Raw genomic sequence first — 24648 nt, 5'->3', positions numbered from 1 at the left:
ATTAACTGTTTTTAACGAAAAAATTTTTTAACCTTAAATAAAGGTAAAAAGCATCATCGTGTAGTATTTATTTCTTATAGAACATCAGTTAACCGGTTGACTAGGCTTCACGCTTTTCCAGGTATCTTTCCAGTTTGCGTTTTACTCTCTGCAAGGCGTTGTCAATAGATTTAACATGCCTGTTAAGGTCTTCTGCAATTTCCTGGTAAGACTTTCCTTCCAGGTAAGACATGAGCACCTTCCATTCCAGTGAACTCAGGATTTCGCCCATCTTTTCCTCAATATCATCAAACTCTTCGCGGCTGATAATGAGTTCCTCCGGATCTGTTATTTTTGACCCGGAAATTACATCTAACAGGGTGCGGTCTGAATCCTCATCGTAAATTGGTTTATTTAACGAAACGTACGAATTAAGAGGGATGTGTTTTTGCCTGGTTGCTGTTTTAATGGCAGTGATAATCTGCCTGGTAATGCACAGTTCGGCAAAGGCGCGAAAAGAAGACAGCTTGTCCATGCGAAAATCGCGAATGGCTTTATAAAGGCCAATCATGCCCTCCTGAATAATATCTTCTCTGTCGGCTCCAATCAGGAAATATGAGCGGGCTTTTGCACGCACAAAGTTTTTATATTTATTAATCAAGTACTCCAGCGCTGCGTCGTCGCCCTCGCGCGCAAATTCAACGACATCCTCATCCACCATAATTTGATATCCGCCGGAAACTTCTCTTTGTGCATTTGAATTCAAAATTATCGCCCCCGCTTTCTTGTCTCTAAGAAATTTCAAACAGTTCAGAAAAGCATGACTATATTGGCAGGCACTCTAAAACTGCTGCAGAACATATCACCTCATGTCTGAAAAGAACCCTGGTAACCGGCATTCCCGGCAGGGCCAGGCTTCCTTGCCGCCTGTCATCCGTAATTCTAACCCGGGGTCTGGCCTACCCAGCCGCACATGCAGCCCCATGCGCTAACTGGTTAAGTTACATGACTAATTATAGCTTATGTTAAAAAGGCTCGTCAAGGCAAAATAGCCCCCGGCCAGGTGTACTTAATTCTTGCTGCGTCGCCATTTTTCTAATACTTGCCTGATTTCCGCGGGCAGCTTGTCCTCCAGATAGCCCTCGGTGGGGTTGGGCCGATTAAACTCTTCCTCTCTTCGCCGGTTAGCCTTTATAACCTGAACCCTGAATTCTTTGGGTGTCAAGCGGTAAGCACCCCGCCCAAAAATAATTTTTTGTTCATCCCAATCAGAAGTTACTACATAAACCGTGCCCTGTTTGCCCAGGTCCCCGACAATTTTTTCAATTAACGAGTCAGCAGTTTCGCCCTCCTGGGTATAGTATACCTCAATGCCGTGCACGGTTTCCCGGTGCTCAATGCCTCTTTTTACGAGGTGGGCATCAAAAACCACTTTAACCCGGCTGCCCTCAAAACCGGCAAAGTTGGCCAGTATATGAACGAGCTTGTCCCTGCAATGGTCTAACCCGCTGTCAATCATGCCGGCAAACTCCGGCCAGGCATGGATGATGTTATACCCGTCCACCACATAAAATTCCTGCATTGATTAGCCCAACCCTCTCTGGCGTACCACTTCATAAATCAAAAGCGCAGCTGCCACCGAGGCGTTGAGTGATCCAACCTGGCCCGCCATGGGTAACCGGACCAGCATATCACATCGCTCTTTAATCAGCCTGCCGATTCCCTTTCCTTCCCCGCCGATGACCAAAAGCAGCGGCCCCGTCAGTTTGGCCTGCCAGTATACCCGAGGGCCCGCCATATCCGCCCCCACTACCCAAAGCCCTTTTTCTTTCAACTGCCGAATAGTTTGATCCAAGTTGGTAACCCTGGCCACCGGAACATATTCCACCGCCCCCGCCGAAGCCCTGGCCACAGCTGAGGTTAAGGCCACCGACCTTCGTTGGGGTATAATGACCCCGTGGGCGCCGGCTGCATCCACCGTACGCAGTATGGCCCCCAGGTTATGGGGGTCGTTTATTTCATCCAGCAGCACAATAAACGGATCTTGCCCCCTGGCATGAGCCGCTGCCAGTATATCTTCCACTTCCACATAGCCCCTGGCAGCAGCATAAGCAATAACCCCCTGATGAGGCATGCCCTGGTTAAGTTTATCCAGGTGGGCTCGTTCAACCATTTGTACCGGAATATTTTTCTCCCTGGCCAGGTGCAGAATTTCGGCTAACGGGCCTGCCGCCGTTCCCCTGGCGGCCAGTATCTTATTAATGGGACGTCCCGCCCGGAGAGCTTCGCGGACCGGATTTCTGCCGGCAATCATTTCACTCACGTCAACCATACCTCCATACTTTTCGGTGGTTAAGCTGCGTTTACTGCAAGGTATTTTTCAGCCATAAGGTCAGCCCCAAACCGGCCAAAGCCGCCGCCATGCCGGCCAGCAGCAGATTTCTGCGCCGGGTCACCACGCCAAGGACGCCCAGCAAAAGGGCTATGCCCCAAAGCACAAGAATAATTACGGGAGTTATCATTTTATCCACACTCCGCTTTTATGTTACCCCGTACCTGCGACGCACGGCTTCCCGCTGCCCGCAACTCAGTTGGCCTTCCGGACAGGGGCCGGCCAGGCAAGGCGGCCCGGCATCGGCAAAAAGCACGGGTGCCACTTCTTTGGCCAGGTGCAGCATTTGTTCCGCCAGCCGGCGAATTTCCCATTGGGCCCGCCGGCAACAGCGAAGGTTAAAAAAGTGTCTTAATTCCCTGGCATTCATAGTTACCACAATTTTCGTTTCGGCTGCGTTGGGCAGCACAAACCGGGCATCTTCATAAGCCGATCTGCCGCCTCCCAATTTAGCTACCCACCCGTCATACCAGGTTTGAATTTGCGCCATCTGTGCCGCAAATTCTGCCACCGCCTGCGGCCCAAGCTTTTCAATGGTCTCGGGGATGATGTATTCAAAGGTGCCCCGGGCATTATGCTCCCGGGTTTCCCCTACATACCGCTGGGACTGTACACTGAAACTGGCAATGCGGTGTCTGGTTAACTGGGCCAGCAGGCTCCGGGAAACCCCTTCGATGCCAAATGTAAAAGAAACATGTTCAATAGCGCTGTAGTGTCCCATGTCCAGTAATTTTTTTACAAAAGCCTGCTGGTCAGATTGGGCCACATTGGCCGCCAGGTCATCTATTTGTGCCGGCGAGTAGCACAACCTGGCCGCCATGGCCACCAGCTTTTCCGGGTTTGGCGTGTGTTCCAGCAGGCGGACCTTTAAATTAGCTTTCCCCACTTTACGTAACTCCTAAAAATAAATTTTATCAGAGGGGCGACACCCCTTACCGGTGGTTTATGTTCCCCTTTAGCTGCGGTAGCCGTTGGCGCCGCTCAAACAGGCCCTCCCGGCCGGGTTCAGCCACGCTTGAGGGCATCTATGGCCAAGCCGATAATTTCGTCAATCCTGCCCTCATTGCCCTGTAAATACAGATAACCTATCAGCGCTTCCAGAGCGGTGGCATGGCGGTACTCCGCCACATCAGCTCCCTTAGGCGGCAGACCTGACTTGGCGTTGCGTCCCCGACGGACAACCGCCAGTTCTTGTTCGGAAAGTTTATCTTCCAGGGCAAACAACGCTCTCGCCTGGGCACCGGCCCGCACATACTTAACGGCTTCCCGGTGCAGCCGGTTCACTTTGGTAGCACCTTGAGCTATGAGAAACCGGCGGACTGCCAATTCATAAACGGCATCCCCCAGATATGCCAGTACCAGGCTGGGCAGTTGTTCAGGATTTTGTTTTGAGGCTGATTGATCCATGATATAAGTATCCCTTTGTGTCAAGGTCATCCTTGTATCTTCCATCGTACACCTTGGGGGGTGTCTTCCAGAATTACCCCCAGTTCCTTCAAACCGTCCCGTATGGTATCCGCAGTGGCCCAATCTTTTTGGCTGCGGGCCGCCTGGCGAACTTTAACAATCAGATTGATCAGACCGTCCACCAATTTGTTGTCAGTATTAACAGCGTCAATCAATAACCTGCCGCTCTGCTGATCTTCCTTAAAGACACCCAATACACCGTTAAAATCTTTAAATAAATCGTGTGCTTTTACCAGCAAATCTTTCTGCCGGTCAGTCAGCTTGCCGTCCAGCCGGCCCACAAAAATATTAATTTCTTTGGCCAGCTCAAAAAATACGGAAATAGCCAGGGCAGTGTTAAAATCGTCATCCATGGCTTTTTCAAAATCCAACCGGAGGGTTGCCAGTTTGTCTGCCAGGTCTCCGCCTTCATCGGCCATGGCGGCCTGCTGCTGCGGCAGCTCCAGAGCCTCATAAAGCAAGCGCAGGGCAGTTTTTAGGCGTTCCAGACCTTTTCCCGCCATGGCCAGCTTTTCATCATCAAAGTCCAGGGGGCTGCGATAATGGGTGGAAAGCAAATACCAGCGCACCACTTCGGGTGGAAACTTGGCCAAAATTTCCCTGACTAAAAAGAAGTTCCCCAGAGATTTGGACATTTTTTCTTGATTGACTGTAATAAAACCGTTATGCATCCAGTAACGGGCAAAAGGTTGGCCGCAAGCCGCTTCAGATTGAGCAATTTCATTTTCGTGGTGAGGAAAAATCAAATCAAACCCACCGCCGTGAATATCAAAACCGTTGCCTAAATATTTGGCCGCCATAGCCGAGCACTCAATATGCCACCCCGGGCGGCCGGCTCCCCAAGGGCTTGGCCAACTGGGTTCCCCGGGTTTGGCCGCTTTCCAGAGCGCAAAGTCCATGGGGTCTTTCTTTCTGGGATCAATTTCCACCCTGGCTCCTGCCTGCATATCCTCCAGGCTGCGGCCCGATAGTTTCCCGTAGCCGGGAAAACTCCGCACCGCAAAGTAAACATCCCCGTCTGCCACATAGGCATGCCCCTGCTGTTCCAGTTGTTTGATCAGGTCAATGATTTCCGCAATGTGTTCAGATACTTTGGGATGTTTGTCCGCCCGCATAACATTCAGTGCATCGGCATCCTTAAAAAATTCCCTGATATATCTTTGGGCCAATTCCAGCGGGTCGGTCTGTTCTTCCCAGGCTCGCTTAATAATCTTATCATCCACGTCGGTAAAGTTTTGTACATAGTTCACTTGATAACCTTTATAAATAAAGTATCTCCTAACTGTGTCAAAAAACACCAGCGGCCGGGCATTGCCAAGGTGAATAAAGTTGTATGTAGTGGGCCCGCAAACATACATGCTGACTTTCCCTTTTTCTCTGGGAATAAACTCTTGTTTGGTTTTCGTCAGGGTATTATAAATTTGCATTACCGGTTAGCCCCCTCCGCTTGATCTCTTAACCTGCTGCATTCCTGTTCCAATGTTTTAACTTTTTGCTCCAGCCGGTCAATGGCTGATTGCATCTGGCCCAGCATATCCGCTACCGGGTCAGGTAACTGGTCGTGGCGCAAATCCGGCACATAGGCAGAACCTACTTTTTGGCCATCCCGAATTACAATGCGCCCCGGTACACCCACCACAGTGCAGTTAGGCGGCACTTCTTTTAAAACCACCGAACCGGCGCCGATCTTCACGTTGTCACCAACGGTAAAAGAACCAAGCACTTTTGCGCCCGAACTAATTACCACGTTATTGCCAATGGTGGGGTGCCGCTTGCCTTTTTCTTTCCCGGTGCCCCCCAGGGTGACCCCCTGGTAAATAGTTACGTTGTTGCCGATCTCGGCGGTTTCCCCGATTACCACGCCTGCTCCGTGGTCGATAAAAAGACCTTCCCCGATTTTGGCTCCCGGGTGAATCTCAATGCCGGTCAGAAACCTGGAAACTTGTGAAATAAACCGGGCGGTTACATAGAATTTTTTCTTATATAATGCGTGGGCCAGCCGGTGAAACAGGATGGCATGCAGCCCAGGGTAACACAGTAATACCTCCAGGGTACTTTTTGCCGCCGGGTCCCGTTCAAAAACGGCATTGATTTCTTTTCTGATCCTGCTTAACACGGGCCGCACCCCCTTTATCCGCTGCCTGGTTTCGCTTGCCGGCAGCCATAAGTTTTTAATTTACTGCCCGGCCGGCGGGCTTGATTGCCGCAGAACCGCCCGCAACCTGGCAACGGTTCGTTCTTTGCCAATGACCGGAATAATCTGGTGTAGCTCGGGTCCATGGGTCCTGCCGGTAATGGCCACCCGCAGGGGTTGGAAAATAAATTTGCCTTTCAAGCCGGTTTGCTTGCCAATGGCTTTAATAATGCCCTTTACAGATTCTTCGGTTAACTCAGGGGCATCCGCAAACAACCGACAGGCAGCCTCCATCACCGCCGGCATTTGTTCCCAGGTTAAAACATCCCGAGCCTCCGCCTCGCTTACAATTACCTCATCCCGGAAGAAAATATCCACATGTTGGGTGATTTCCTGCATGTATGAAATATAGTTCCTGGCTATGGCTACCACTTGTTCCAACCAGGCTAATTTTTCAGCGTCCGGCGCTTCGTCCAGGTAACCTGCTTCCATCAGGTAAGGAACAGCCAGCCGGGTAAGCCTGTCCAAGGGACTCTGGCGAATATAATGGCCGTTAAGCCAGTTTAGTTTGTCTATATCGAAGACCGCCGGATTTTTGGCTACCCGGTCCAAAGAAAATTGCTCAACAATTTCAGGCAGGCTGAGAATTTCCTGTTCGCCGCCCGGTGACCAGCCCAGCAACGCCAAAAAGTTCACCAGCGCTTCCGGCAAATAGCCTAACTTCTGGTATTGTTCAATGGCGGTAGCTCCATGGCGTTTGCTCATTTTAGCACGATCTTTGCCAAGAATTAAAGAAATATGGGCAAACTCCGGCTGGGGCCAGCCAAGGGCCTCATATAATAAAATTTGTCTGGGGGTGTTGGAAAGATGTTCCTCCGCCCGGATTACATGGGTGATGTTCATATCATGGTCGTCAACTACCACAGCAAAGTTATAGGTGGGAATATTGTCTGATTTCATGATAATGAAATCACCAATGCCGTTGCTTTCAAACTCAACCTGCCCCCGCACACGGTCTTGAATGATAATAATACGGTTCTCGGGAACCCTGAAACGCAGTACCGGCTTTCTTCCCTCCGCTGCCAGCTTGGCTTTTGCTTCCTCACTGAGATGCCGGCAACGTCCCAAATAACGGGGCAACTCGCCCCGGGCCAGCAGTTCCTCCCGCTCAGCGGCTAATTCTTCTTCGGTACAGTAACAATAGTAGGCCTGACCCTTAGCTAAGAGCTGCGCCGCCAGTTGCCGGTAAACGGATAAACGTTCGGTTTGGCGGTACGGGCCATTAGGTCCTCCTGTCTGAATACCTTCGTCCCAATCAATCCCTAACCAGTGCAGCGCATTTAAGATGTTCTCTTCTGATTCTCTGGAGGATCTTTCCAAATCGGTATCTTCTATACGGACAATAAACCGTCCGCCGTGATGACGGGCAAACAGCCAGTTAAACAACGCCGATCTGGCTCCCCCGATATGTAAAGGCCCCGTAGGACTGGGGGCAAAACGAACCCTGACTGACAAAAAATTTCCTCCTCCATATAGAATTTTGTTAAACCTCTCAGATGGATATTATACCATTTTTGTCTAAAGACACACAACTTTTTGCGTCCTTAGGACATTTTGTCTTTTGGCATGCTATTAAACTGTCGTGGTTTGTCTTTAATAAAATATGGTTGTGAAATTTCTCTCAATACTTGCAGGGAAAAAGACCGGCTGCAGAGAATTTGTTTATATTATTCAGGCTGTTGTGAAACATCTTAGTTGCGGCTGAACAGCATCCTGGCTATTTCTGTTTTCTTTAGGAGGGACATGGCCAATGGCGAACTTGAAAATGGCCGATTTAATCGATGAGTACAATGAAATAAAGGGAGTTATCAGTTTCCGGCCGGACTATAAGCAATTGCTGGATAAAAACTTGGCTCAGGTGATTTTCTGCGATAAAAAGATTGGCAAATCACGCTTTACCCTGATACGCAATGCAGACTTTGAGATTGTTTTCACCCGCCAGATAGGTAATCAAATATATCAATCCCGTTTGGACCTTAACTCTTTTCATCCCCCCACCGGCAACGGGTTAATCTTAAGCTGGGGACCGGATTATTGTGAAATCCGGTGGGATTTCAACCCGGATTGTTGTCAATTGGCATGATCACCTTCTGCAAGCAAGGGGCCGTGCGAAAATCATTTTCCTGTTTTACAACCCCACTATGGCAATATGAAGCCAAAACATCCCGTGCCATTTTTATTGTGCAACGGGATGTTTTTTATGTGCTTCGGGGCTTATGCATCAGCAACTTTTTAAAGCGCCTCTTGACGCCGTCTTATTTGTTTTGGACCTTGGCCCAGGAGTCCTTCAGTGACACAATACGGTTAAAGACCAGGGAACCGCCGGTAGTATCGGGGTCTACACAGAAATAGCCCTGTCTTAAAAATTGGTAGCGGCTGCCCGGGGCTGCGCCGGCCAGGCTGGGCTCCACCAGGGAAGAAAGAACTACCAGCGAATCCGGGTTGAGATTTTGTTTGAAATCGGTATCTTTGTCTTCCTCTGGGTTAGCTTTGATAAACAGATGGTCGTACAGGCGCACCTCCGCATTGACGGCGTGTTCTGCACTGACCCAGTGCAGGGTTCCTTTTACTTTACGGGTATCGGTTGCCATACCGCTCTTGGTAGCCGGATCATAAGTGCAACGAAGCTCGATAATTTCGCCCGTTCGCTCGTCCTTAATAACCCGTTCGCATTTTATGATATAAGCATGTTTTAATCTTACTTCCCGGCCGGGAGCTAAACGGAAGAATTTTTTAGGCGGTTCTTCCATAAAATCTTCCTGCTCGATATATATTACCCGGGAAAAGGGAATTTTTCTGGCACCCAGTTCAGGATTTTCCTGGTTGTAAGGCGCATCCAGCCATTCGGTCCGGCCCTCCGGATAGTTTTCAAGCACCACTTTTAGGGGGCGCAGCACCGCCATAACCCGGGGCGCCTTGAAGTTTAAATCTTCTCTGATGCAGTGTTCCAATAAAGCAATATCCACCATGCTAACGGCTTTAGCTACCCCGATGCGTTCACAGAAATCCCTGATCGCCTCGGGTGTGTAACCGCGACGGCGCAAACCTGATATGGTAGGCATCCTGGGGTCGTCCCACCCCCGCACATAGCCTTCTTCAACCAGCTGTCGCAGCTTCCGCTTGCTCATAACTGTGTGACTGAGGTTAAGACGGGCGAACTCAATTTGCCGCGGGCGAGATGGAAAATTCCCTTTAACGTTTTCAATTACCCAATCATACAGGGGGCGGTGATCCTCAAATTCGCATGTGCAGATAGAATGAGTAATGCCTTCGATGGCATCCGACAGGGGATGGGCATAGTCATACATGGGATAGATACACCACTTGTCCCCGGTGCGGTGGTGGGTTGTTTTTTGAATCCGGTATAAAACAGGATCCCGCAGGTTTAAATTGGGGGAGGCCATATCAATTTTGGCCCGCAATACCCGGGAACCGTCCGGAAATTCACCTTCCTTCATGCGTCGGAATAAATCCAGGTTTTCTTCCACCGAACGGTTACGGTAAGGACTGTCTTTGCCGGGTTCGGTTAAAGTACCCCGGTAAGCCCTGATCTCCTCCGCACTTAAATCATCTACGTAGGCTTTGCCGTCTTTAATCAGCCGGACGGCATATTCGTATAACCGGTCAAAGTAATCTGAAGCATAAAACAGCCGGTCATCCCAGTCATAACCAAGCCATTTAACATCCTCCTGAATGGATTCCACATATTCAAGGTCTTCTTTACTGGGGTTGGTATCATCAAAGCGCAGGTTGCACAAACCGCCATATTCCTGGGCAAGACCGAAGTTTAAGCAGATGGACTTGGCATGTCCGATGTGCAAATAACCGTTAGGTTCGGGCGGAAACCTGGTATGTACCTTACCCTGGTTTTTGCCTTCTTCTAAATCCTGGTTAATTATATCATGAATAAAGCTGGTCAACTTGGTGTTCATCTGCATGACTCCCTCACATTTTTATGAAGTTGTAAAACACGTCATAAAATGTCTATTTTTCCACAGATTGTCCAGAAATCCTCTTAATTATAAGCAAAAAACACTTTCTTTTTGCAATGTTAATATAATTTTTAACCCGCTGCCCTTTGCAGAGTACACACCGCATAAGCCGCAATGCCTTCGCCTCTTCCCGCAAAGCCTAACTGTTCGGTGGTGGTGGCTTTAACATTAACGGCTGCCGGCAGCAACCCCAAAACCCTGGCAATATTTTCCCGCATGGCTGGAATATGAGGGGCCAGCTTGGGCGCTTGGGCCACCACCACAGCATCCAGGTTGTTAATCTCATAGTTGGCTGCCGCCAGCTTAGCTTTGACTTCCGCCAGCAGCTTCAGACTGGCAATCCCTTTATAACGTGGATCACTGTCGGGAAAATGGACCCCGATATCCCCCATGGCAGCAGCACCCAAAAGAGCGTCCATAATCGCATGAACCAGTACGTCCGCATCCGAGTGCCCCAGCAGCCCCCGTTCGTAGGGAATCGTGACCCCTCCTAAAATTAACGGCCGCTCAGGCACCAGCTTGTGTACATCATACCCTATGCCAACTCGCACCTTATTCCCTCCTTCGCAAAAAAGCTTCTGCCAATACCAGGTCCTCCGGCGTGGTAATCTTGATATTTTCATAGCTGCCGGGCACCAGCTTGACCGGGTGGCCCAGGGCTTCCACCAAGGCACAATCGTCTGTAGCCAATTGTCCTGCCTCCCTGGCGGCCAAGTGAGCTTTGTTAATCAGTTCATAACGAAAAACCTGAGGTGTTTGCACTGCCCAGAGGGTTGAGCGGGGAGGTGTGTGCACCACCAAACCCTGCTCATTAACAACCTTAACCGTATCTTTTACTGGTACCGCCAAAGCGGCAGCGCCATTTTCCGCTGCCGCCTGAACGGCCCGACTGATTTCCGCTGCCCGCACCAGCGGCCTGGCCCCGTCATGGATGACTACCAGTGCCGTATCGGCCGGCAATGCCATAAGTCCGTGATAAACAGAAGTTTGGCGGTGGTCGCCGCCGGGCACCACCGCCATAATTTTAGTAAATCCACGTCCTTGCACCATACTCCGGCACAAAGCCTCTTCACCGGGCGCCACCACCAGGACCATGCCCGATATATCAGGACAGGTTTCTAAAACTTCCAGAGTATGCAATAACACCGGTTTATCAATTAAATTTAAATATTGTTTTTTTACGTTAGTTCCCATGCGGCTGCCGACACCGGCAGCGGGAACCACTGCCATAACCTTACCCAATTGCATTCACTCCACTTACAACATGGCCGGCCGCCTCCGGTCGCTTATCGGGGTTTTTCGGTTTGGCAAAAATCATCCGGCCGGCAGCCGTTTGCAGCACACTGGTCACCAGCACGCTGATGGTCTGGCCGATATAACGCTTGCCACCGTCCACCACAATCATGGTGCCGTCATCCAGGTAAGCAACCCCCTGCCCCATCTCTTTACCATCCTTCACCACTGTAACCGTCATCTCTTCTCCGGGCAGCACCACCGGTTTAATGGCATTGGCCAATTCATTAATGTTAAGCACCTTTACACCCTGCAACTCGGCAACTTTATTTAAGTTGTAATCATTGGTAATAATTTTGGCGCCCAGCTTTTGGCCCAGTTTGACCAGTTTGGCATCCACTTCCGGTATATCGTCCAAGCCTTTGGTATTTTCATAGATCTGGACTTTAATATCGGCGGATTTTTTCATGGCATTAAGTATATCTAAACCGCGGCGGCCCCTGTTTCTTTTTAACAGGTCAGCCGAATCGGCTATATGCCTTAACTCGTCCACCACAAAAACCGGTACCAGCAAAACACCTTCAATAAAGCCGCTCTGACAAAGCTCTGCAATGCGCCCGTCAATAATCACACTGGTATCAAGAAGTTTAATCTGACTCCCTTTGCTTTCAGACTTAGCAATTTTTTCTTTGCCAAAGCGAGGCAAGCTGGAAAACAAGGAAATAATTTCTTCTCTTTTCTTAACCGCCACCGACAGGCCAAGGTAGCCCAGCAGAAAAGTGCTGACCAACCAGAGGACCTTTCCCACAGGCCCCATGGTAGATAATATCGACCCCAGCAAATTGGCTATGATAAGACCGATAATGAGTCCGAGGGAACCCATAATTAAATCTTGGGTAGGTGTCCTGGCCATGTATTGATCAACAACCGCTGTTAAGGAAAGTCCGCCTCTAATAATCCAGGGCGCGCCAATCAACCCTGCCAGCACTCCCAACAGCGCTCCCAGGGCAATTACCCCCAGTTCCAATTGAGGCAGCGTTGCCGGTACGGTGACCAGTTTATTAGAAACCAGGTAAAGACCTGCCCAAAATCCCATACTGCCAAATAATAAAATTATAAGACCATAAATCGTCTTGCGAATCATGGTTGTCACCTCCTCCCGCTGGGAAAAATTGTTTTTTTACCTGTTGTAATTATATGTTAACTATTTTTTTCGTTCAATAACAAAAAAGGGCGAATTTTGCAGCACCCGTACAAATATCGTTTATTAAACTAACCGGAGCACAGCCTGAATCAGGCAAACATGCCGTCAATCAGAGAGCGGGCTTTGTCCTCCTCCAGTTCAGCCGCTAAAACCAGTTCGCTGATAAGAATTTGCCTGGCATTTTCCAGCATTTTTCTTTCTCCGGAGGAAAGGCCCTTTTCCTTGTCCCTGGTAAGCAAGTTGCGAACCACTTCAGCCACTTCATAAATGTCGCCGCTTTTAATTTTTTCCATATTAGCACGGTAGCGCCGGTTCCAGTTGGCAGACATAACAGAGGTTTTCCCTTTAAGCACCCGCATTACAGTGGGAACTTCTTCCCTGTTAATAATACCTCTTAAGCCAATCTCATTGCTGTTGTGAATGGGAATCATCACCTTCATGTCACCAATGGGAAGTCGCAAAATATAGTACTGGCGCTTTTCGCCCAGAACTTCTTTTTCTTCGATGGCCTCGATGACACCGGCACCGTGCATTGGGTAAACAACTTTGTCGCCAATCTTGAACAAGGCCAATCCCTCCCAAGTTATGTTATAAGCATTATAGCACAAAGATCCTCCACTGTCAAAAATCATATATTTTAGCATAGGGCACTTAACGTGTCAATAACCATTTTGTGACATAATGGTCCGTTTGACAAAGCCCCCTGGAGATGGCTATAATTGCTGTAACGGAGATTAAAAGGAGTGGTCCGGCAGATGAAAGATTTGCTTTGCGATCAGTTTCAAAATACGGTTTCTGAAATGCTGCTTTGTCACAGAAGCATTTTAGAGATACTGGCCAAATTGCAGGAATCCGGCGCCCGGGTCCAGCGCTCGGTTGTCCATTCCGTAACGTCCTGCGGCTGCCAAAAAATTATGGCCGATAAAAGGCCTTTACCGGAAAACGCCACCCTGGTGGATCTCAAGAATCTCCTGGATTCCCATCTTTCCGGCAGCCTGTGCGATGACTGTCGGGACATTATCGAAAACGAAATTGGTCGCTCGTTGTTTTATCTGGCGGCGTTATGCAATTTGCTTGACTTGAATCTGTACGATATTTTTCTTAAGGAACATAAGCAGTTGCAAATTTTAAGAGAATATAATATGGTTTAAATAATGTATTTACCAACACCCAGAGGCGTGGCTGTTAAGTTGCCACGCCTTTATTTATAGTTTTTATAACGATCCTGCAACAGCATTTCGCCGTACCTGGTAAGCCCTTCTTTGATGGATCTGGCCCGTACTTCGCCGATTCCTTCTACCTCATCCAACTCCTCAATAGAGGCACTTAAAATGGTTCGTAAATATTTAAAGGTATCCACCAGGTTTTCAATTACCGGCAGAGGCAGTCTGGGAATTTTCCGCAGAACCCGGAAGCCCCTGGGAGATACACTTTGATCCAGAATGCTGGCACTTCCCGGATATCCCAGGGCCCTGGCAATCAGCACCAGATCCAGCAGGTCTTCGGCGGGCCAGCTGCCGATCACCCGCAAAATGCTTTCCGGTGTTTTTTCCCCCAACGTGGCGGCATAATCCTGAATAATTAATAAACCCTCTTCCTCTACATTAGCCACCAGCTCCTCCATTTGCATGGCGATCAGGCGACCTTCCGTACCAAGCTCACTGATATACCTTTCAATCTCTTTTTTTACCCGCAAAACCATCTCAATTCTTTGAATAGCACGGGTTACATCATACAGGGTGACCACTTCCTGCAGTTCCATCATGGATAATTCGTGAATCACCCGATCAGACACCGAGCGGTATTTCTCCAACGTCTGCACCGCCTGGTTAGCTTTAGCCAATATAACCCCAATGTCACGCAAAAAGTATTTGATGGCACCTTTATAAACAGTGATAACACCCCGGCGTTGGGAAATGGAGATCACCGGCACATCGCACTGTTTGGCCACCCGCTCGGCGGTACGGTGTCGAATACCGGTTTCACTGGATGGGATAATTAAATCGGGAATCAGCTGTGTATTGGCAGCAATAATTCTTTTGGCATCCTCGCTTAAGATAATGGCCCCATCCATTTTCGCCAGCTCATAAAGTCCCGCCGGTGTAAATTCGGCATTAATGGCAAAACCACCCTCCGCCAGCTCCATTACTTCCGGGCTGTCGCCCACCACAATTAATGCCCCGGTTTTAGCCCGCAAAATATTTTCCAGCCCCTCCCGCAAAGGGGTTCCGGGAGCCACCAGCCGTAACAGCTTTAGTAATTTGTCCTCCATTTTCTCGTCTTTTACCACTTTTACACCCCTTACCGCCCAATGGCGGTTTCCACTGCTGCCTGAAGCGATTGTACACCTATATAATCTATTATGCCCAGGGCGGCTGTTTGCTTGTCCAGGGGCGGCCCCAGACATCGTTTAAAACCTAGTTTACACGCTTCTTGCAGTCGCTTATCCATACCCGCCACGCTTCTGATTTCTCCGGTGAGCCCCACTTCGCCCAGCACCACCAGGTTTTCCTGCAACGGCTGCTCTTTAAAGCTGGACGCCACCGCCAAGGCAATGGCCAGATCGGCAGCCGGTTCATCCAACTTGACGCCGCCCACGGCACTGACATAGGCTTCATGGGCCGACAGCCGCAGCCCCACCCGGCGTTCTAAAACCGCCATGATGAGCGCCACCCGGTTATAATCTACCCCTGAGGTCATCCGCCTGGGAACACTAAAGCCGCTGGGGCAAACCAGCGCCTGAATTTCCACCAGCAGGGGGCGACTGCCCTCCAGGCTGGGTACCACAGCGGAACCTGCCACCGGCTGTTCCCGTTGGTTTAAAAATAACTCCGAAGGGTTGCTGACCTCTGCCAGCCCTGCCCCACGCATTTCAAAAATTCCCAACTCGTTGGTCGAACCGAAACGGTTTTTGACTGTCCGCAAAATGCGGTAGGTCTGATGCCGCTCCCCTTCAAAATACAGCACGGTATCCACCATATGTTCCAGCACCCGGGGACCCGCCAGGGTTCCTTCTTTTGTTACATGCCCCACCACAAACACCGGCAAACCTTTATTCTTTGCCACTCTCAACAGTATGCCGGTACATTCCCGCACCTGTGAAACACTGCCCGGTGCTGATGCAACATCCGGATGGTAAACAGTCTGGATGGAATCTAAAACAACTGCCATGGGAGCCACTTCCTCAATGGCCTTTTCCACCATGGCCATATTGGTTTCTGCCATCAGCAGCAAGTCGGGGTAGAGTGCACCGATCCTCTGGGCCCTCATCTTAATTTGCCGCACGGATTCTTCCCCCGACACATACAAAACCCTGCCGGCACTGCCGGCCATGGCAGATGCCGCCTGCAGCAGCAAAGTAGACTTGCCGATGCCCGGATCGCCGCCAACCAAAACAAGGGAGCCGGGAACCAAGCCGCCTCCCAGCACCCTGTTTAATTCCCCCAGCCCGGTAGAGTAGCGTTCCTCCTCGGCTGCCGCAACCTCAGTAACCGGCACCGGACCGCTGCCGGCAATACCCCGGGCCGTCTTTTGCGGCACCACGCCTGCTTCTTCCACCAGGGAATTCCACTCCCCGCACCCGGGGCAGCGGCCCAGCCACCTGGCAGTTTGATGGCCGCAACTCTGACAAGCGTAAGTCGTTTTATTGCGCAACCGATGAACCCCCACAGCAGTATTATCGTAATTTTTTATCAAATCTTTTGCAGTTTCTTTTCAATTTGACATTCGCTTTGACATTCGCTGCCCCTTATGTAAATTCCTGCCTGTTAAGAAAATAATCCGCCGGCGCCCGCACTCAGGCGGGCGCCGGCCCCAATGGTTGTTTGCGCTTATCAAGTGCTGTCAGCGGTCGCCAAGTGGCCGGCAGGGATAATAAACCGTCCCGACTTTGTTTTACAGCCTTTGCCTACAGTATGTGTAAGTTTTGCTTAGGCCTTTCGTACAGTAATTTCTTCATTCTGTACATCTACCAGCACTTTGTCACCCTTGTTAAAGGTTCCCTTAATCAGCTCTTCGGACAAACGATCCTCTACCCGGCGCTGGATTTCCCGGCGCAGCGGTCGGGCACCGTACTCTTCGCTGTAACCCAATGCTGCCAGTTTATCCTTAGCCGCTTCAGTAAAGGTAAGGAAAACTTCGTGTTCCGCCATACGCTCCGCTACTTCTTGCAGCATCAGGCTGACAATCTCCTTAATGTGCTCTCGGGTCAGGGAGTGGAAGACAATGATTTCGTCAATCCGGTTCAAAAATTCCGGCCGGAAGGTGCGTTTCAACGCTTCCTCCGAACGCTCTTTCATTTTTTCGTATTCAGCTTTGGCTTCATCAGTATTGGGGGCAAAGCCCACTCTGCCCACAGTTTTCAAACCGGATACGCCAACGTTGGAAGTCATAATGATAACGGCATTGCGAAAATCCACCAGACGGCCCCTGGTATCTGTCAGGCGCCCGTCCTCCAGCACCTGCAGCAAAATATTGAACACGTCCGGGTGAGCTTTTTCTATTTCATCCAACAATACCACTGAATAAGGTTTTCTTCTGACCGCTTCGGTCAACTGGCCCCCTTCATCATAGCCCACATAACCGGGAGGCGCTCCCACCAGGCGGGAAACCGCATGTTTTTCCATATACTCTGACATGTCAATTCTCACCATGGCTTCTTCGTCGCCAAACAGCGCTTCGGCCAGCGCCCTGGCCAGTTCCGTTTTTCCTACCCCGGTGGGGCCAAGGAAAATAAAGGATCCTACCGGCCGTTTGGGGTCTTTCAAACCCGCCCTGGCCCGTCGAACCGCACGGGCCACCGCTTTAACCGCTTCATTTTGCCCGACAACCCGCCGGTGCAACACTTCCTCCAGGTTTAACAGCCGTTCTGATTCTTCCTGGGCCAGCTTTTTCACCGGTACCCCTGTCCAGCTGGCGACTATATGGGCAATATCTTCTTCGCTTACCACTAAATTATCGCCGCTTTTTGATTGATGCCAGTTCTCCTTGGCTTGATTAAGCTCTGCCAGGATAGCATGTTCACGATCCCTTAACTCAGCGGCCTTTTCAAACTCCTGGTTATTAATGGCTGCTTCTTTTTCTTTGCGTATTTCTTCCAGCAACTTTTCTTTATCTTTTAAATCCGGCGGCATGGTCAGGGCTTTGATGCGCACCCGGGAAGCCGCTTCATCAATCAGGTCAATGGCTTTATCGGGCAAAAACCGGTCAGTAATGTAACGGTCGGATAATTTGGCGGCCGCCGTTAACGCCTCGTCAGTGATACGAACTTTATGATGCGCTTCGTATTTATCACGAATGCCTTTAAGTATTTCAACGGTTTCTTCCACTGTCGGCTCATCCACCTGAATAGGCTGGAACCGTCTTTCCAAAGCGGGGTCTTTTTCAATATATTTACGGTATTCATCCAGAGTGGTTGCGCCAATGGTTTGTATTTCCCCCCGGGCCAGGGCCGGCTTCAAAATGTTGGCTGCATCGATGGCTCCCTCGGCAGCCCCGGCGCCGATCAACGTGTGCAACTCATCAATAAATACAATAATATTGCCGGCTTGTTTAATTTCCTCCATGATTTTTTTCAGACGGTCTTCAAATTCGCCCCGGTACTTGGTGCCGGCCACCATGCCGGCCAGGTCGAGGGTAACAACCCGCCGGTTTAACAAAATTTCCGGCACATTACCGCTTACTATCCGCTGGGCCAATCCCTCCGCAATGGCTGTTTTGCCAACGCCCGGTTCGCCAATTAAAACAGGGTTATTCTTGGTGCGGCGGGAAAGCACCTGGATGACCCGTTCAATTTCTTTGCTTCTGCCTACCACCGGGTCTAATTTATCTTCGCCCGCCAGGCGGGTTAAATCCCGGCTGAACTGGTCCAGGCTCACTGTTTTGCAACCGCCGGCCGGGCAACCTTGGCCGTGACCGCCGGCGGATTGATGGCCGCCCGGTGTACCGCCCAGCATATTGGTAACCAGCTGGCGAACTCGCTCTAAATCCGCCCCTAAACCTGTCAAGACTTGGGCTGCCACTCCTTCCCCTTCCCGCAGCAGACCTAACAGCAGGTGTTCCGTGCCTACATAATTATGTCCCAGGCGTCGGGATTCCTCCACCGCCAGCTCCAATACACGTTTGGCCCGGGGCGTCGGCGGTATATCAGCCGGTACCGTCTGATTGCCCGTCTCCACCATTTGTTCAACCGCCGTTCTGACTTTGTCGGCACTTATATTTAACTGGGCCAGGACCTTAGCAGCAATGCCTTCGCCTTCCCGAATCAATCCCAGCAGGATGTGTTCGGTGCCGATATAAGGATACTTTAAGCGTCTTGCCTCTTCCTGGGCTAACACCAATACTTTTTGTGCTCTTTCGGTAAACCTCTGAAACATGCATATCCCTCCTATCCGGATGATATTGTATTAAGCCGTTCTCTGATTAAGGTTGCTCGACAAAGATCTCTTTGATACGGGTTTAACTCGGTTCCTTTTAATTTGTTTAAGAAGGCCGGCCTGGTCATTACGATCAGCTCCATAATTAAACCCGCCGGAATACCTGGTATGATGCCCATATCCACGCCCAGTCTTAAATCAGATAACAGGGTCATGGCATCGCCGGAAGTCATGGTTCGGGCATACTTCAGCAGGCCGTAGGCACGCCAAACCCGGTCTTCAATTTGGTGCTGCTGTTCCCGGTATAAAGCCCGCCGGGCCGCCCGCTCCTGGTTGGCCAGCTGCCTGGCCACCATAACCAGATTGTCGATAATTTCTTCCTCGGTTAGTCCCAGGGTGACCTGGTTAGATACCTGAAACAAATTGCCGGTAGCCTGGGTTCCTTCGCCGTACAAGCCCCGAACAGTCAAACCCAGTTTGGAAAGACTGTGCAGTACGGCATTTATTTGCTGGGTCACCACCAGCGCCGGCAGATGCAGCATTACGGAAGCACGCAAACCGGTACCCACATTGGTGGGGCAGGCTGTTAAATAACCTGTTTCTTCTGCAAAGGCAAAGTCCAGTGTCTGTTCCAAAGCGTCATCCACCGTATTGGCCATGTCCCAACATTCTTTAAGTTGCAAGCCCGGTAATAAACACTGGATTCTCAGGTGGTCTTCCTCATTGACCATGACACTGATAACTTCATCCGCCCTTAGGACCACCCCTCGCTTCTCTGCTTGCTCCAACAGATCAGGGCTGATCAGATGCTTCTCCACCAGTATTTGTCTTTCGGTAGGCGATAACTCAGTCATCCGGTACAATTCCAACTGGCCGACGGTTTCCTTTACTTCCTGGCGGTTGATGGCAGATTGCACCGCATACAGTACTTTATCGGCATTTTCGTGGCCCAGCAGGTGAGGAAAAGGAAACCCTGCCAGGTTTCTGGCCAGACGCACTCGGCTGCTGATAACAACATCGCTTTCCGGGCCGGAGGCATCCAGCCATTTGCTGTAAGGGTTATTGACGGTTTCTTTGAGTGACATCTTTCAGCACCCCCTTATTGCATTTGCTGTTCCAACTCTTTAATACGGTCACGCAGTCTGGCTGCCTTTTCAAATTCTTCTTGTTTAACGGCATCCTGGAGCTGGCTTTTAAGCATGCGAATCTCTTTTATCAGCAGGGCCTTGCCGCCTGTCCGCCGTGGTACCTTGCCGGTATGGGTAATGCTGCCGTGAATCCTTTTTAATAAAGGTTGCACCCGGTCGCCAAACTGGGTGTAACATTCACTGCAACCAAATAAACCGCTCTGAGCTACCTGACTTTCAGTGGCGCCGCATCTTTCGCACCGCACTCTGGTCATGGCATTGCCGGTAAGATTGGCGCCGGCAAAATGATGATTTATCAAGCCGGCTAAAAAGTCGTGCAAGTTTAATTGAGGGACAAACCCAAAACTCTCTGCCTGCATCTCGGCGGCGCAAACGGCACACAAATTCATTTGTTTTTTGGTATTATTTATGACCTGGGTAAAATGAACCTGGGCCGGTCTTTTCTGGCAACGATCACAAAGCATCCGGCAAACCTCCTTGTTTATTTTTCTCGCAAAACAGCCCCCAACATCGCCCTCAGAAGCTGGGCCCGCAATCTGTCACGCCAGGGCAAATCCAGCCGCAAAGTGTTACGATCCATAACGGCTTTGAAAATGCGGGCCTCCCTGGCTGTTATAAACTCTTCCTCGGCCAGCCGTTTAATAATTTTTTCCGCCTGGGCCTGATCAATTTCCTCTCCGACCAAACGATAAATTTGTACTGCAGGGTCACCCTGTTGATCCAAAGGAATTTTTACAATACGAATATACCCGCCACCCCCGCGGCGGCTTTCCACTACATAACCGTTGTCGGCAGTAAATCTGGTGGACAGGACATAATTGATTTGTGATGGCACACACCTGAACCGAGCTGCCAACTCATTGCGCTGCAGCTCTACATAACCGTAGGGACTGTCCTGCAGCAGCTTTTTTATATAATGTTCGATTAATTGAGATATGTTAGCCATACAACATCCTCCACCAAAACCATTATCTAAAACCGGCATAAGTTTAACCAAACCGTCAACAATTCTTGTCAGTTCCGGTCTTCCTGCGGCAAGCGGATGATAATCCGCTTCAACCTTGTTTTTTACAACTTGGCAGGCAGCCGGCTTGACTTTGCTTTACCTTAACATTATAGACAAATCATAAGTACATCAAACCTGTTGATTGGTTAGACCGACCGGCAACCGGCCGGGCATTATAAAATTTGGTAGGTTTTTCTATCTCTAGTTGCGCTTAAAATCGGCAATTAAACAGTATTTATTACCGGCCGTCCTTGCTGCACGTCAAGCTGCAGGGTATCGCCCGGCTTGACCTCATCTTTTACCATCAAGCGGCTCAGGGGCGTTTCAACCTGCTGTTGGATTAAGCGTTTTAAAGGTCTGGCGCCGTAGCTTGGTTCATAACCCTTTTGGGCCAGGTAGGTAACAGCCTTATCCGTCCAAAGCAAGTTTAACCGGGCGGTTTCTTGCAACCGTTGAGCCAGTCTGGTCAGCATTAAAACGGTAATTTGCTGCATGTGTTTGAGTTCCAGCCCATGAAAAACCACCGTTTCATCCACCCGATTGAGAAATTCAGGCCGAAAATGTTGCTGCAGTAAGCTCATTACCGCGGCTTTCATGCCGTCATAATCAGGGCTTCCCTGTTTCCGGCAAGCAAGAATTTCCTGACTGCCGATATTGGAAGTCATGATGATAACGGTATTTTTAAAGTTAACCGTACGTCCCTGGCCGTCGGTAAGCCGCCCGTCATCCAGAATCTGCAGCAGGAGGTTAAAGACATCCTGGTGGGCTTTTTCAATTTCGTCAAACAGAATTACCGCATAGGGTTTGCGGCGTACCGCTTCGGTTAACTGCCCCCCCTCTTCATACCCTACATAACCCGGCGGGGCCCCGATTAAGCGAGCCACTGTGTGCTTTTCCATGTATTCGGACATATCAAGCCGCATCAGGCTGCGTTCATCATCAAACAGCGCCTCGGCCAACGCCCTGGCCAGTTCGGTTTTACCCACACCGGTGGGACCCAGGAAGATAAAACTGCCAATGGGACGGTTGGGGTCTTTGATGCCGGCCCTGGCCCGCAGCACGGCGTCCGCCACCGCCTGTACAGCTTGATCCTGTCCGATAACACGACGGTGCAAAATTTTGTCCAGGTGAATAAGTTTTTCTTTTTCGCCTTCCAACAGTTTATTTAGGGGAATACCGGTCCAGCGGCTGACCACCCTGGCAATGTCTTCTTCATCCACCTCTTCCTTTAACAACATGTTGCTTTTTTGCTGACCGGCCAGTTTTTCCTCCTCTGCTTTCAGCCGGCGCTCCAGATCCGGCAGTTTACCGTATGTCAGCTCTGCCATGCGGTTTAAATCGTATTCCCGTTCCGCCCTTTCAATGGCTAATTTGGTGTCTTCGATTTCTTTTTTTAACTGCCGTACCCGCGCAATGGCCTGCTTTTCCATCTGCCATTGGGTATTCATAACAGCCGCTTCCGCCTTTAAATCCGCCAGCTGTTGTTGTAATTTTTGCAATCGCTCATGCGATATTGCATCCTTTTCTTTTTTTAAAGCGGCTTCCTCAATTTCCAGACGCATGATGCGCCTGGTGATGTCGTCAAGGGCGGTAGGCATGCTGTCTATTTCCGTACGTAACCTGGCAGCTGCCTCATCCATCAAATCAATGGCTTTATCCGGCAAAAACCGGTCGGAAATGTATCGATCCGATAGGGTAGCGGCGGCTACCAGCGCACTGTCTTTTATACGTACCCCGTGATGTACCTCATATCTTTCTTTTAAACCACGCAAAATTGAAACGGTATCTTCCACTGACGGCGGGTTTACCAGTACCGGTTGAAAACGCCTTTCCAGGGCAGCGTCCTTTTCTACATGCTTGCGGTATTCATCCAGGGTGGTAGCACCAATCGCCCTGAGCTCTCCCCGGGCCAGCATAGGTTTTAGCAAGTTGCCGGCATCCATGGCCCCTTCGGCAGCGCCTGCTCCCACCACCGTGTGCAGTTCATCGATAAACAGAATAATCCGGCCGTTTGATTTTTGCACTTCTTTTAATACCGCTTTGAGGCGTTCTTCAAATTCACCCCGGTATTTTGCACCGGCAATCAACGATCCCATATCCAGGGCAAAAATTTTCTTGTTTTTAAGTCCTTCCGGCACGTCGCCGGCCACCATGCGCCGGGCTAATCCTTCTACAACTGCTGTTTTCCCGACACCGGGCTCACCAATTAACACCGGATTATTTTTAGTGCGGCGGGATAAAATTTCAATGGTGCGTCGAATTTCATCATCCCTGCCAATTACCGGATCCAGCTTCCCTTCCTGGGCCAGCTTGGTTAAATCGCGACCATATTTTTCCAGAGCCTCATAAGTTTCTTCCGGATGCTCACTGGTGACCTGCTGGTTGCCCCGAATGGCCCGCAGCGATCCCAGCAGTCTTTCCCGGCTCACCCCTGACCGCCGCAAAACATCCTGCACATCAGTTTCTCCTTCCTCCAGCAGGGCCAGCAGCAGGTGTTCCACGCTGACAAACCGATCTTTCATCTCTTGTGCTTCTTGTTCTGCCTTCGGAAAAACCCTGAGCAAACCACTGCTCAAGCGCAGAGAGCCTTCATAACCGTGCACAGCCGGTATTTTCCTCAACAAGCCTTCGGTTTGGGCTTGCAGGATTGTTGTTGATACGCCGGCATGTTCCAAAAAACGGGGCGCCAAACCCCCTTCCTGGGTTAGTAAAGCCAATAACAGGTGTTTGCCGGTAATTTCTTGATGGTGCCGCTGAGCTGCTAAACTTTGGGCAGCAGCTACGGCCTCCCGTGACTTTTGCGTATAGCGGTTAAAATCCATCCCCTTACCCCGCACTTAACGGGGCCGGCACCTCCCTTCCCAAACAAGGTGTACATTATTTAATCAAGCATGTCGCCTTTATTCGTTGTATTCATAAAATGGCAAATAAATAATGACTTTTGTATTTGACCTTTCTTGACCATAATTATAAACACCGCACATGCCCTATTCAAAGATCAGTAAAGGTCAAAATTATTGTTTGCTGTTAATTTTCAGGTTAATACTTTTCATATATTTTATAATCTCCTTTTTTTGTAAAAAAACTCTGTTTCTTTTCGGTTAAGTTCGCTCATCAAGTGCTGTTGCCGGTGCTTCGACAAGTCGCCGACAGGAGATCATAAAACCGCCTCACTTTGTTTATAACCTTTGTCTACAGTTTGAAAGGCCAAATAAATACCCGGCTTACATGCCGGGTATTTATCTGGCCTTTGTTATTTTACATCGCAACCATAAAATCCGTCACCGAAAAACAGCAGGATTAAAACCAGGAACAGAATGAACGCCGGAAAAAACGGGTTGTAGCCGCATCCGCCGGTTCCTCCACCATAGCCGTAGCCCATTTGCATGCCTCCTTTTTACTGTTTTTTAGGGCTTTACCCTTTGGTAGCATTATATGGATACGGGCTAATGTCTGTTACTGCCACCCGGCATTTATTTTACAAAAAAACCTTTGCATTTAGGTTGTACGGTAGGTAGGTAAGAAACAAACCCCGCCTAAAAACAAAAAACAAAATGCATTTGCAATAATACCCGCAGCTGATAATCTGCCATTCAACCCGGATATTCTTCCAAATGCATTTTGTTTAAGCAAAACCTGGTGCATATAAAAATGCAAAT

At 49.8% G+C, this 24648-nt stretch carries 24 protein-coding genes; 2 read left to right on the top strand and 22 right to left on the bottom strand.

Annotated features, from left to right (window positions below; translation table 11 throughout):
• Positions 1–100 precede the first annotated feature (100 nt).
• The 9 genes from sigH to gltX all read right to left on the bottom strand — a co-directional run bounded on the left by sigH (position 101) and on the right by gltX (position 7487).
• Positions 101–745: an RNA polymerase sporulation sigma factor SigH gene (sigH, locus tag DESHY_RS04700; protein WP_008410832.1), complete on the bottom strand. Its 645-nt coding sequence runs from the start codon at positions 743–745 to the stop codon at positions 101–103.
• A gap of 303 nt (positions 746–1048) precedes the next feature.
• A complete protein-coding gene (locus DESHY_RS04695; RefSeq protein ID WP_008410830.1) occupies positions 1049–1561 on the bottom strand; it encodes an NYN domain-containing protein in 513 nt (170 codons plus the stop codon).
• Positions 1562–1564: 3 nt separating this feature from the next.
• On the bottom strand, positions 1565–2311 hold the full coding sequence (rlmB, locus tag DESHY_RS04690) for a 23S rRNA (guanosine(2251)-2'-O)-methyltransferase RlmB (protein ID WP_048817893.1): 747 nt from the start codon (positions 2309–2311) through the stop codon (positions 1565–1567).
• Positions 2312–2342: 31 nt separating this feature from the next.
• A complete protein-coding gene (locus tag DESHY_RS04685) occupies positions 2343–2501 on the bottom strand; it encodes a hypothetical protein (RefSeq protein ID WP_048817892.1) in 159 nt (52 codons plus the stop codon).
• A gap of 18 nt (positions 2502–2519) precedes the next feature.
• Positions 2520–3257: an FAD-dependent thymidylate synthase gene (thyX, locus tag DESHY_RS04680; RefSeq protein WP_008410825.1), complete on the bottom strand. Its 738-nt coding sequence runs from the start codon at positions 3255–3257 to the stop codon at positions 2520–2522.
• A 119-nt stretch (positions 3258–3376) separates the two neighbouring features.
• The gene (locus DESHY_RS04675) at positions 3377–3808 is read right to left on the bottom strand and encodes a Mini-ribonuclease 3 (protein ID WP_008410823.1); all 432 of its coding nucleotides are present in this window, start codon (positions 3806–3808) and stop codon (positions 3377–3379) included.
• Positions 3805–5265, bottom strand: a complete 1461-nt coding sequence (cysS, locus tag DESHY_RS04670; RefSeq protein ID WP_008410820.1) for a cysteine--tRNA ligase — start codon at positions 5263–5265, stop codon at positions 3805–3807. Before cysS ends, DESHY_RS04675 begins: the two co-directional genes overlap by 4 nt.
• Positions 5265–5954, bottom strand: a complete 690-nt coding sequence (gene cysE / locus DESHY_RS04665) for a serine O-acetyltransferase (protein WP_008410818.1) — start codon at positions 5952–5954, stop codon at positions 5265–5267. Before cysE ends, cysS begins: the two co-directional genes overlap by 1 nt.
• Before the next feature lie 60 nt (positions 5955–6014).
• The gene (gene gltX / locus DESHY_RS04660; protein ID WP_008410817.1) at positions 6015–7487 is read right to left on the bottom strand and encodes a glutamate--tRNA ligase; all 1473 of its coding nucleotides are present in this window, start codon (positions 7485–7487) and stop codon (positions 6015–6017) included.
• A 295-nt stretch (positions 7488–7782) separates the two neighbouring features.
• On the opposite strand from gltX, the gene DESHY_RS04655 reads away from it, so the two are divergent.
• Entirely contained in the window at positions 7783–8115 is a 333-nt protein-coding gene (locus DESHY_RS04655) for a hypothetical protein (protein WP_008410815.1), read from the top strand.
• Between the two features lie 172 nt (positions 8116–8287).
• On the opposite strand, the gene DESHY_RS04650 is transcribed toward DESHY_RS04655, so the two are convergent.
• The 5 genes from DESHY_RS04650 to DESHY_RS04630 form a co-directional block, all read right to left on the bottom strand.
• The gene (locus DESHY_RS04650) at positions 8288–9970 is read right to left on the bottom strand and encodes a glutamine--tRNA ligase/YqeY domain fusion protein (RefSeq protein WP_008410813.1); all 1683 of its coding nucleotides are present in this window, start codon (positions 9968–9970) and stop codon (positions 8288–8290) included.
• A gap of 125 nt (positions 9971–10095) precedes the next feature.
• The gene (gene ispF, locus DESHY_RS04645) at positions 10096–10575 is read right to left on the bottom strand and encodes a 2-C-methyl-D-erythritol 2,4-cyclodiphosphate synthase (protein WP_008410811.1); all 480 of its coding nucleotides are present in this window, start codon (positions 10573–10575) and stop codon (positions 10096–10098) included.
• A gap of 1 nt (position 10576) precedes the next feature.
• A complete protein-coding gene (gene ispD, locus DESHY_RS04640) occupies positions 10577–11266 on the bottom strand; it encodes a 2-C-methyl-D-erythritol 4-phosphate cytidylyltransferase (RefSeq protein WP_008410809.1) in 690 nt (229 codons plus the stop codon).
• The gene (locus tag DESHY_RS04635) at positions 11259–12401 is read right to left on the bottom strand and encodes a PIN/TRAM domain-containing protein (RefSeq protein ID WP_008410808.1); all 1143 of its coding nucleotides are present in this window, start codon (positions 12399–12401) and stop codon (positions 11259–11261) included. The genes ispD and DESHY_RS04635 overlap by 8 nt, the downstream gene beginning before the upstream one ends.
• A gap of 149 nt (positions 12402–12550) precedes the next feature.
• Positions 12551–13027 (bottom strand): CarD family transcriptional regulator, encoded by a 477-nt coding sequence (locus DESHY_RS04630; protein WP_008410807.1) that lies wholly within the window; start codon positions 13025–13027, stop codon positions 12551–12553.
• A 189-nt stretch (positions 13028–13216) separates the two neighbouring features.
• Between DESHY_RS04630 and DESHY_RS04625 the strand changes: the two genes are divergently transcribed.
• A complete protein-coding gene (locus tag DESHY_RS04625; protein ID WP_008410806.1) occupies positions 13217–13612 on the top strand; it encodes a nucleoside triphosphate pyrophosphohydrolase family protein in 396 nt (131 codons plus the stop codon).
• 50 nt (positions 13613–13662) lie between these two features.
• Here the strand turns inward: DESHY_RS04625 and disA are convergent, their stop codons facing one another.
• The 8 genes from disA to DESHY_RS14695 form a co-directional block, all read right to left on the bottom strand.
• Positions 13663–14751, bottom strand: coding sequence for a DNA integrity scanning diadenylate cyclase DisA (disA, locus tag DESHY_RS04620; protein ID WP_008410805.1), 1089 nt, complete (start codon positions 14749–14751; stop codon positions 13663–13665).
• Positions 14752–14762: 11 nt separating this feature from the next.
• On the bottom strand, positions 14763–16115 hold the full coding sequence (gene radA / locus DESHY_RS04615) for a DNA repair protein RadA (protein WP_008410804.1): 1353 nt from the start codon (positions 16113–16115) through the stop codon (positions 14763–14765).
• A 275-nt stretch (positions 16116–16390) separates the two neighbouring features.
• Positions 16391–18835 (bottom strand): ATP-dependent Clp protease ATP-binding subunit, encoded by a 2445-nt coding sequence (locus DESHY_RS04610; protein WP_008410803.1) that lies wholly within the window; start codon positions 18833–18835, stop codon positions 16391–16393.
• A gap of 11 nt (positions 18836–18846) precedes the next feature.
• The gene (locus DESHY_RS04605) at positions 18847–19920 is read right to left on the bottom strand and encodes a protein arginine kinase (RefSeq protein WP_008410802.1); all 1074 of its coding nucleotides are present in this window, start codon (positions 19918–19920) and stop codon (positions 18847–18849) included.
• A gap of 14 nt (positions 19921–19934) precedes the next feature.
• Positions 19935–20447 (bottom strand): UvrB/UvrC motif-containing protein, encoded by a 513-nt coding sequence (locus DESHY_RS04600; RefSeq protein WP_008410801.1) that lies wholly within the window; start codon positions 20445–20447, stop codon positions 19935–19937.
• 17 nt (positions 20448–20464) lie between these two features.
• A complete protein-coding gene (locus DESHY_RS04595; protein WP_008410799.1) occupies positions 20465–20929 on the bottom strand; it encodes a CtsR family transcriptional regulator in 465 nt (154 codons plus the stop codon).
• Positions 20930–21213: 284 nt separating this feature from the next.
• Positions 21214–23811: an ATP-dependent chaperone ClpB gene (gene clpB, locus DESHY_RS04590; protein WP_008410797.1), complete on the bottom strand. Its 2598-nt coding sequence runs from the start codon at positions 23809–23811 to the stop codon at positions 21214–21216.
• Positions 23812–24242: 431 nt separating this feature from the next.
• Positions 24243–24371: a hypothetical protein gene (locus tag DESHY_RS14695; RefSeq protein ID WP_274377184.1), complete on the bottom strand. Its 129-nt coding sequence runs from the start codon at positions 24369–24371 to the stop codon at positions 24243–24245.
• Positions 24372–24648: the final 277 nt, after the last annotated feature.

This window comes from Desulforamulus hydrothermalis Lam5 = DSM 18033, assembly GCF_000315365.1.
Taxonomy (GTDB): Bacteria; Bacillota; Desulfotomaculia; order Desulfotomaculales; family Desulfotomaculaceae; genus Desulfotomaculum; species Desulfotomaculum hydrothermale.
This window is presented reverse-complemented; position numbering and strand designations above follow the sequence as displayed.

What these genes read in the sequence shown, in the direction of transcription:
- DESHY_RS04695 (WP_008410830.1), bottom strand. Translation starts at nt 1,561, where the DNA reads ATGCAGGAATTTTATGTGGTGGACGGGTATAACATCATCCATGCCTGG.
- rlmB (WP_048817893.1), bottom strand. Translation starts at nt 2,311, where the DNA reads ATGGTTGACGTGAGTGAAATGATTGCCGGCAGAAATCCGGTCCGCGAA.
- DESHY_RS04685 (WP_048817892.1), bottom strand. Translation starts at nt 2,501, where the DNA reads ATGATAACTCCCGTAATTATTCTTGTGCTTTGGGGCATAGCCCTTTTG.
- DESHY_RS04675 (WP_008410823.1), bottom strand. Translation starts at nt 3,808, where the DNA reads ATGACCTTGACACAAAGGGATACTTATATCATGGATCAATCAGCCTCA.
- cysS (WP_008410820.1), bottom strand. Translation starts at nt 5,265, where the DNA reads ATGCAAATTTATAATACCCTGACGAAAACCAAACAAGAGTTTATTCCC.
- DESHY_RS04655 (WP_008410815.1), top strand. Translation starts at nt 7,783, where the DNA reads ATGGCGAACTTGAAAATGGCCGATTTAATCGATGAGTACAATGAAATA.
- DESHY_RS04650 (WP_008410813.1), bottom strand. Translation starts at nt 9,970, where the DNA reads ATGCAGATGAACACCAAGTTGACCAGCTTTATTCATGATATAATTAAC.
- DESHY_RS04635 (WP_008410808.1), bottom strand. Translation starts at nt 12,401, where the DNA reads ATGATTCGCAAGACGATTTATGGTCTTATAATTTTATTATTTGGCAGT.
- DESHY_RS04625 (WP_008410806.1), top strand. Translation starts at nt 13,217, where the DNA reads ATGAAAGATTTGCTTTGCGATCAGTTTCAAAATACGGTTTCTGAAATG.
- DESHY_RS04610 (WP_008410803.1), bottom strand. Translation starts at nt 18,835, where the DNA reads ATGTTTCAGAGGTTTACCGAAAGAGCACAAAAAGTATTGGTGTTAGCC.
- DESHY_RS04605 (WP_008410802.1), bottom strand. Translation starts at nt 19,920, where the DNA reads ATGTCACTCAAAGAAACCGTCAATAACCCTTACAGCAAATGGCTGGAT.
- DESHY_RS04600 (WP_008410801.1), bottom strand. Translation starts at nt 20,447, where the DNA reads ATGCTTTGTGATCGTTGCCAGAAAAGACCGGCCCAGGTTCATTTTACC.
- DESHY_RS04595 (WP_008410799.1), bottom strand. Translation starts at nt 20,929, where the DNA reads ATGGCTAACATATCTCAATTAATCGAACATTATATAAAAAAGCTGCTG.
- clpB (WP_008410797.1), bottom strand. Translation starts at nt 23,811, where the DNA reads ATGGATTTTAACCGCTATACGCAAAAGTCACGGGAGGCCGTAGCTGCT.
- DESHY_RS14695 (WP_274377184.1), bottom strand. Translation starts at nt 24,371, where the DNA reads ATGGGCTACGGCTATGGTGGAGGAACCGGCGGATGCGGCTACAACCCG.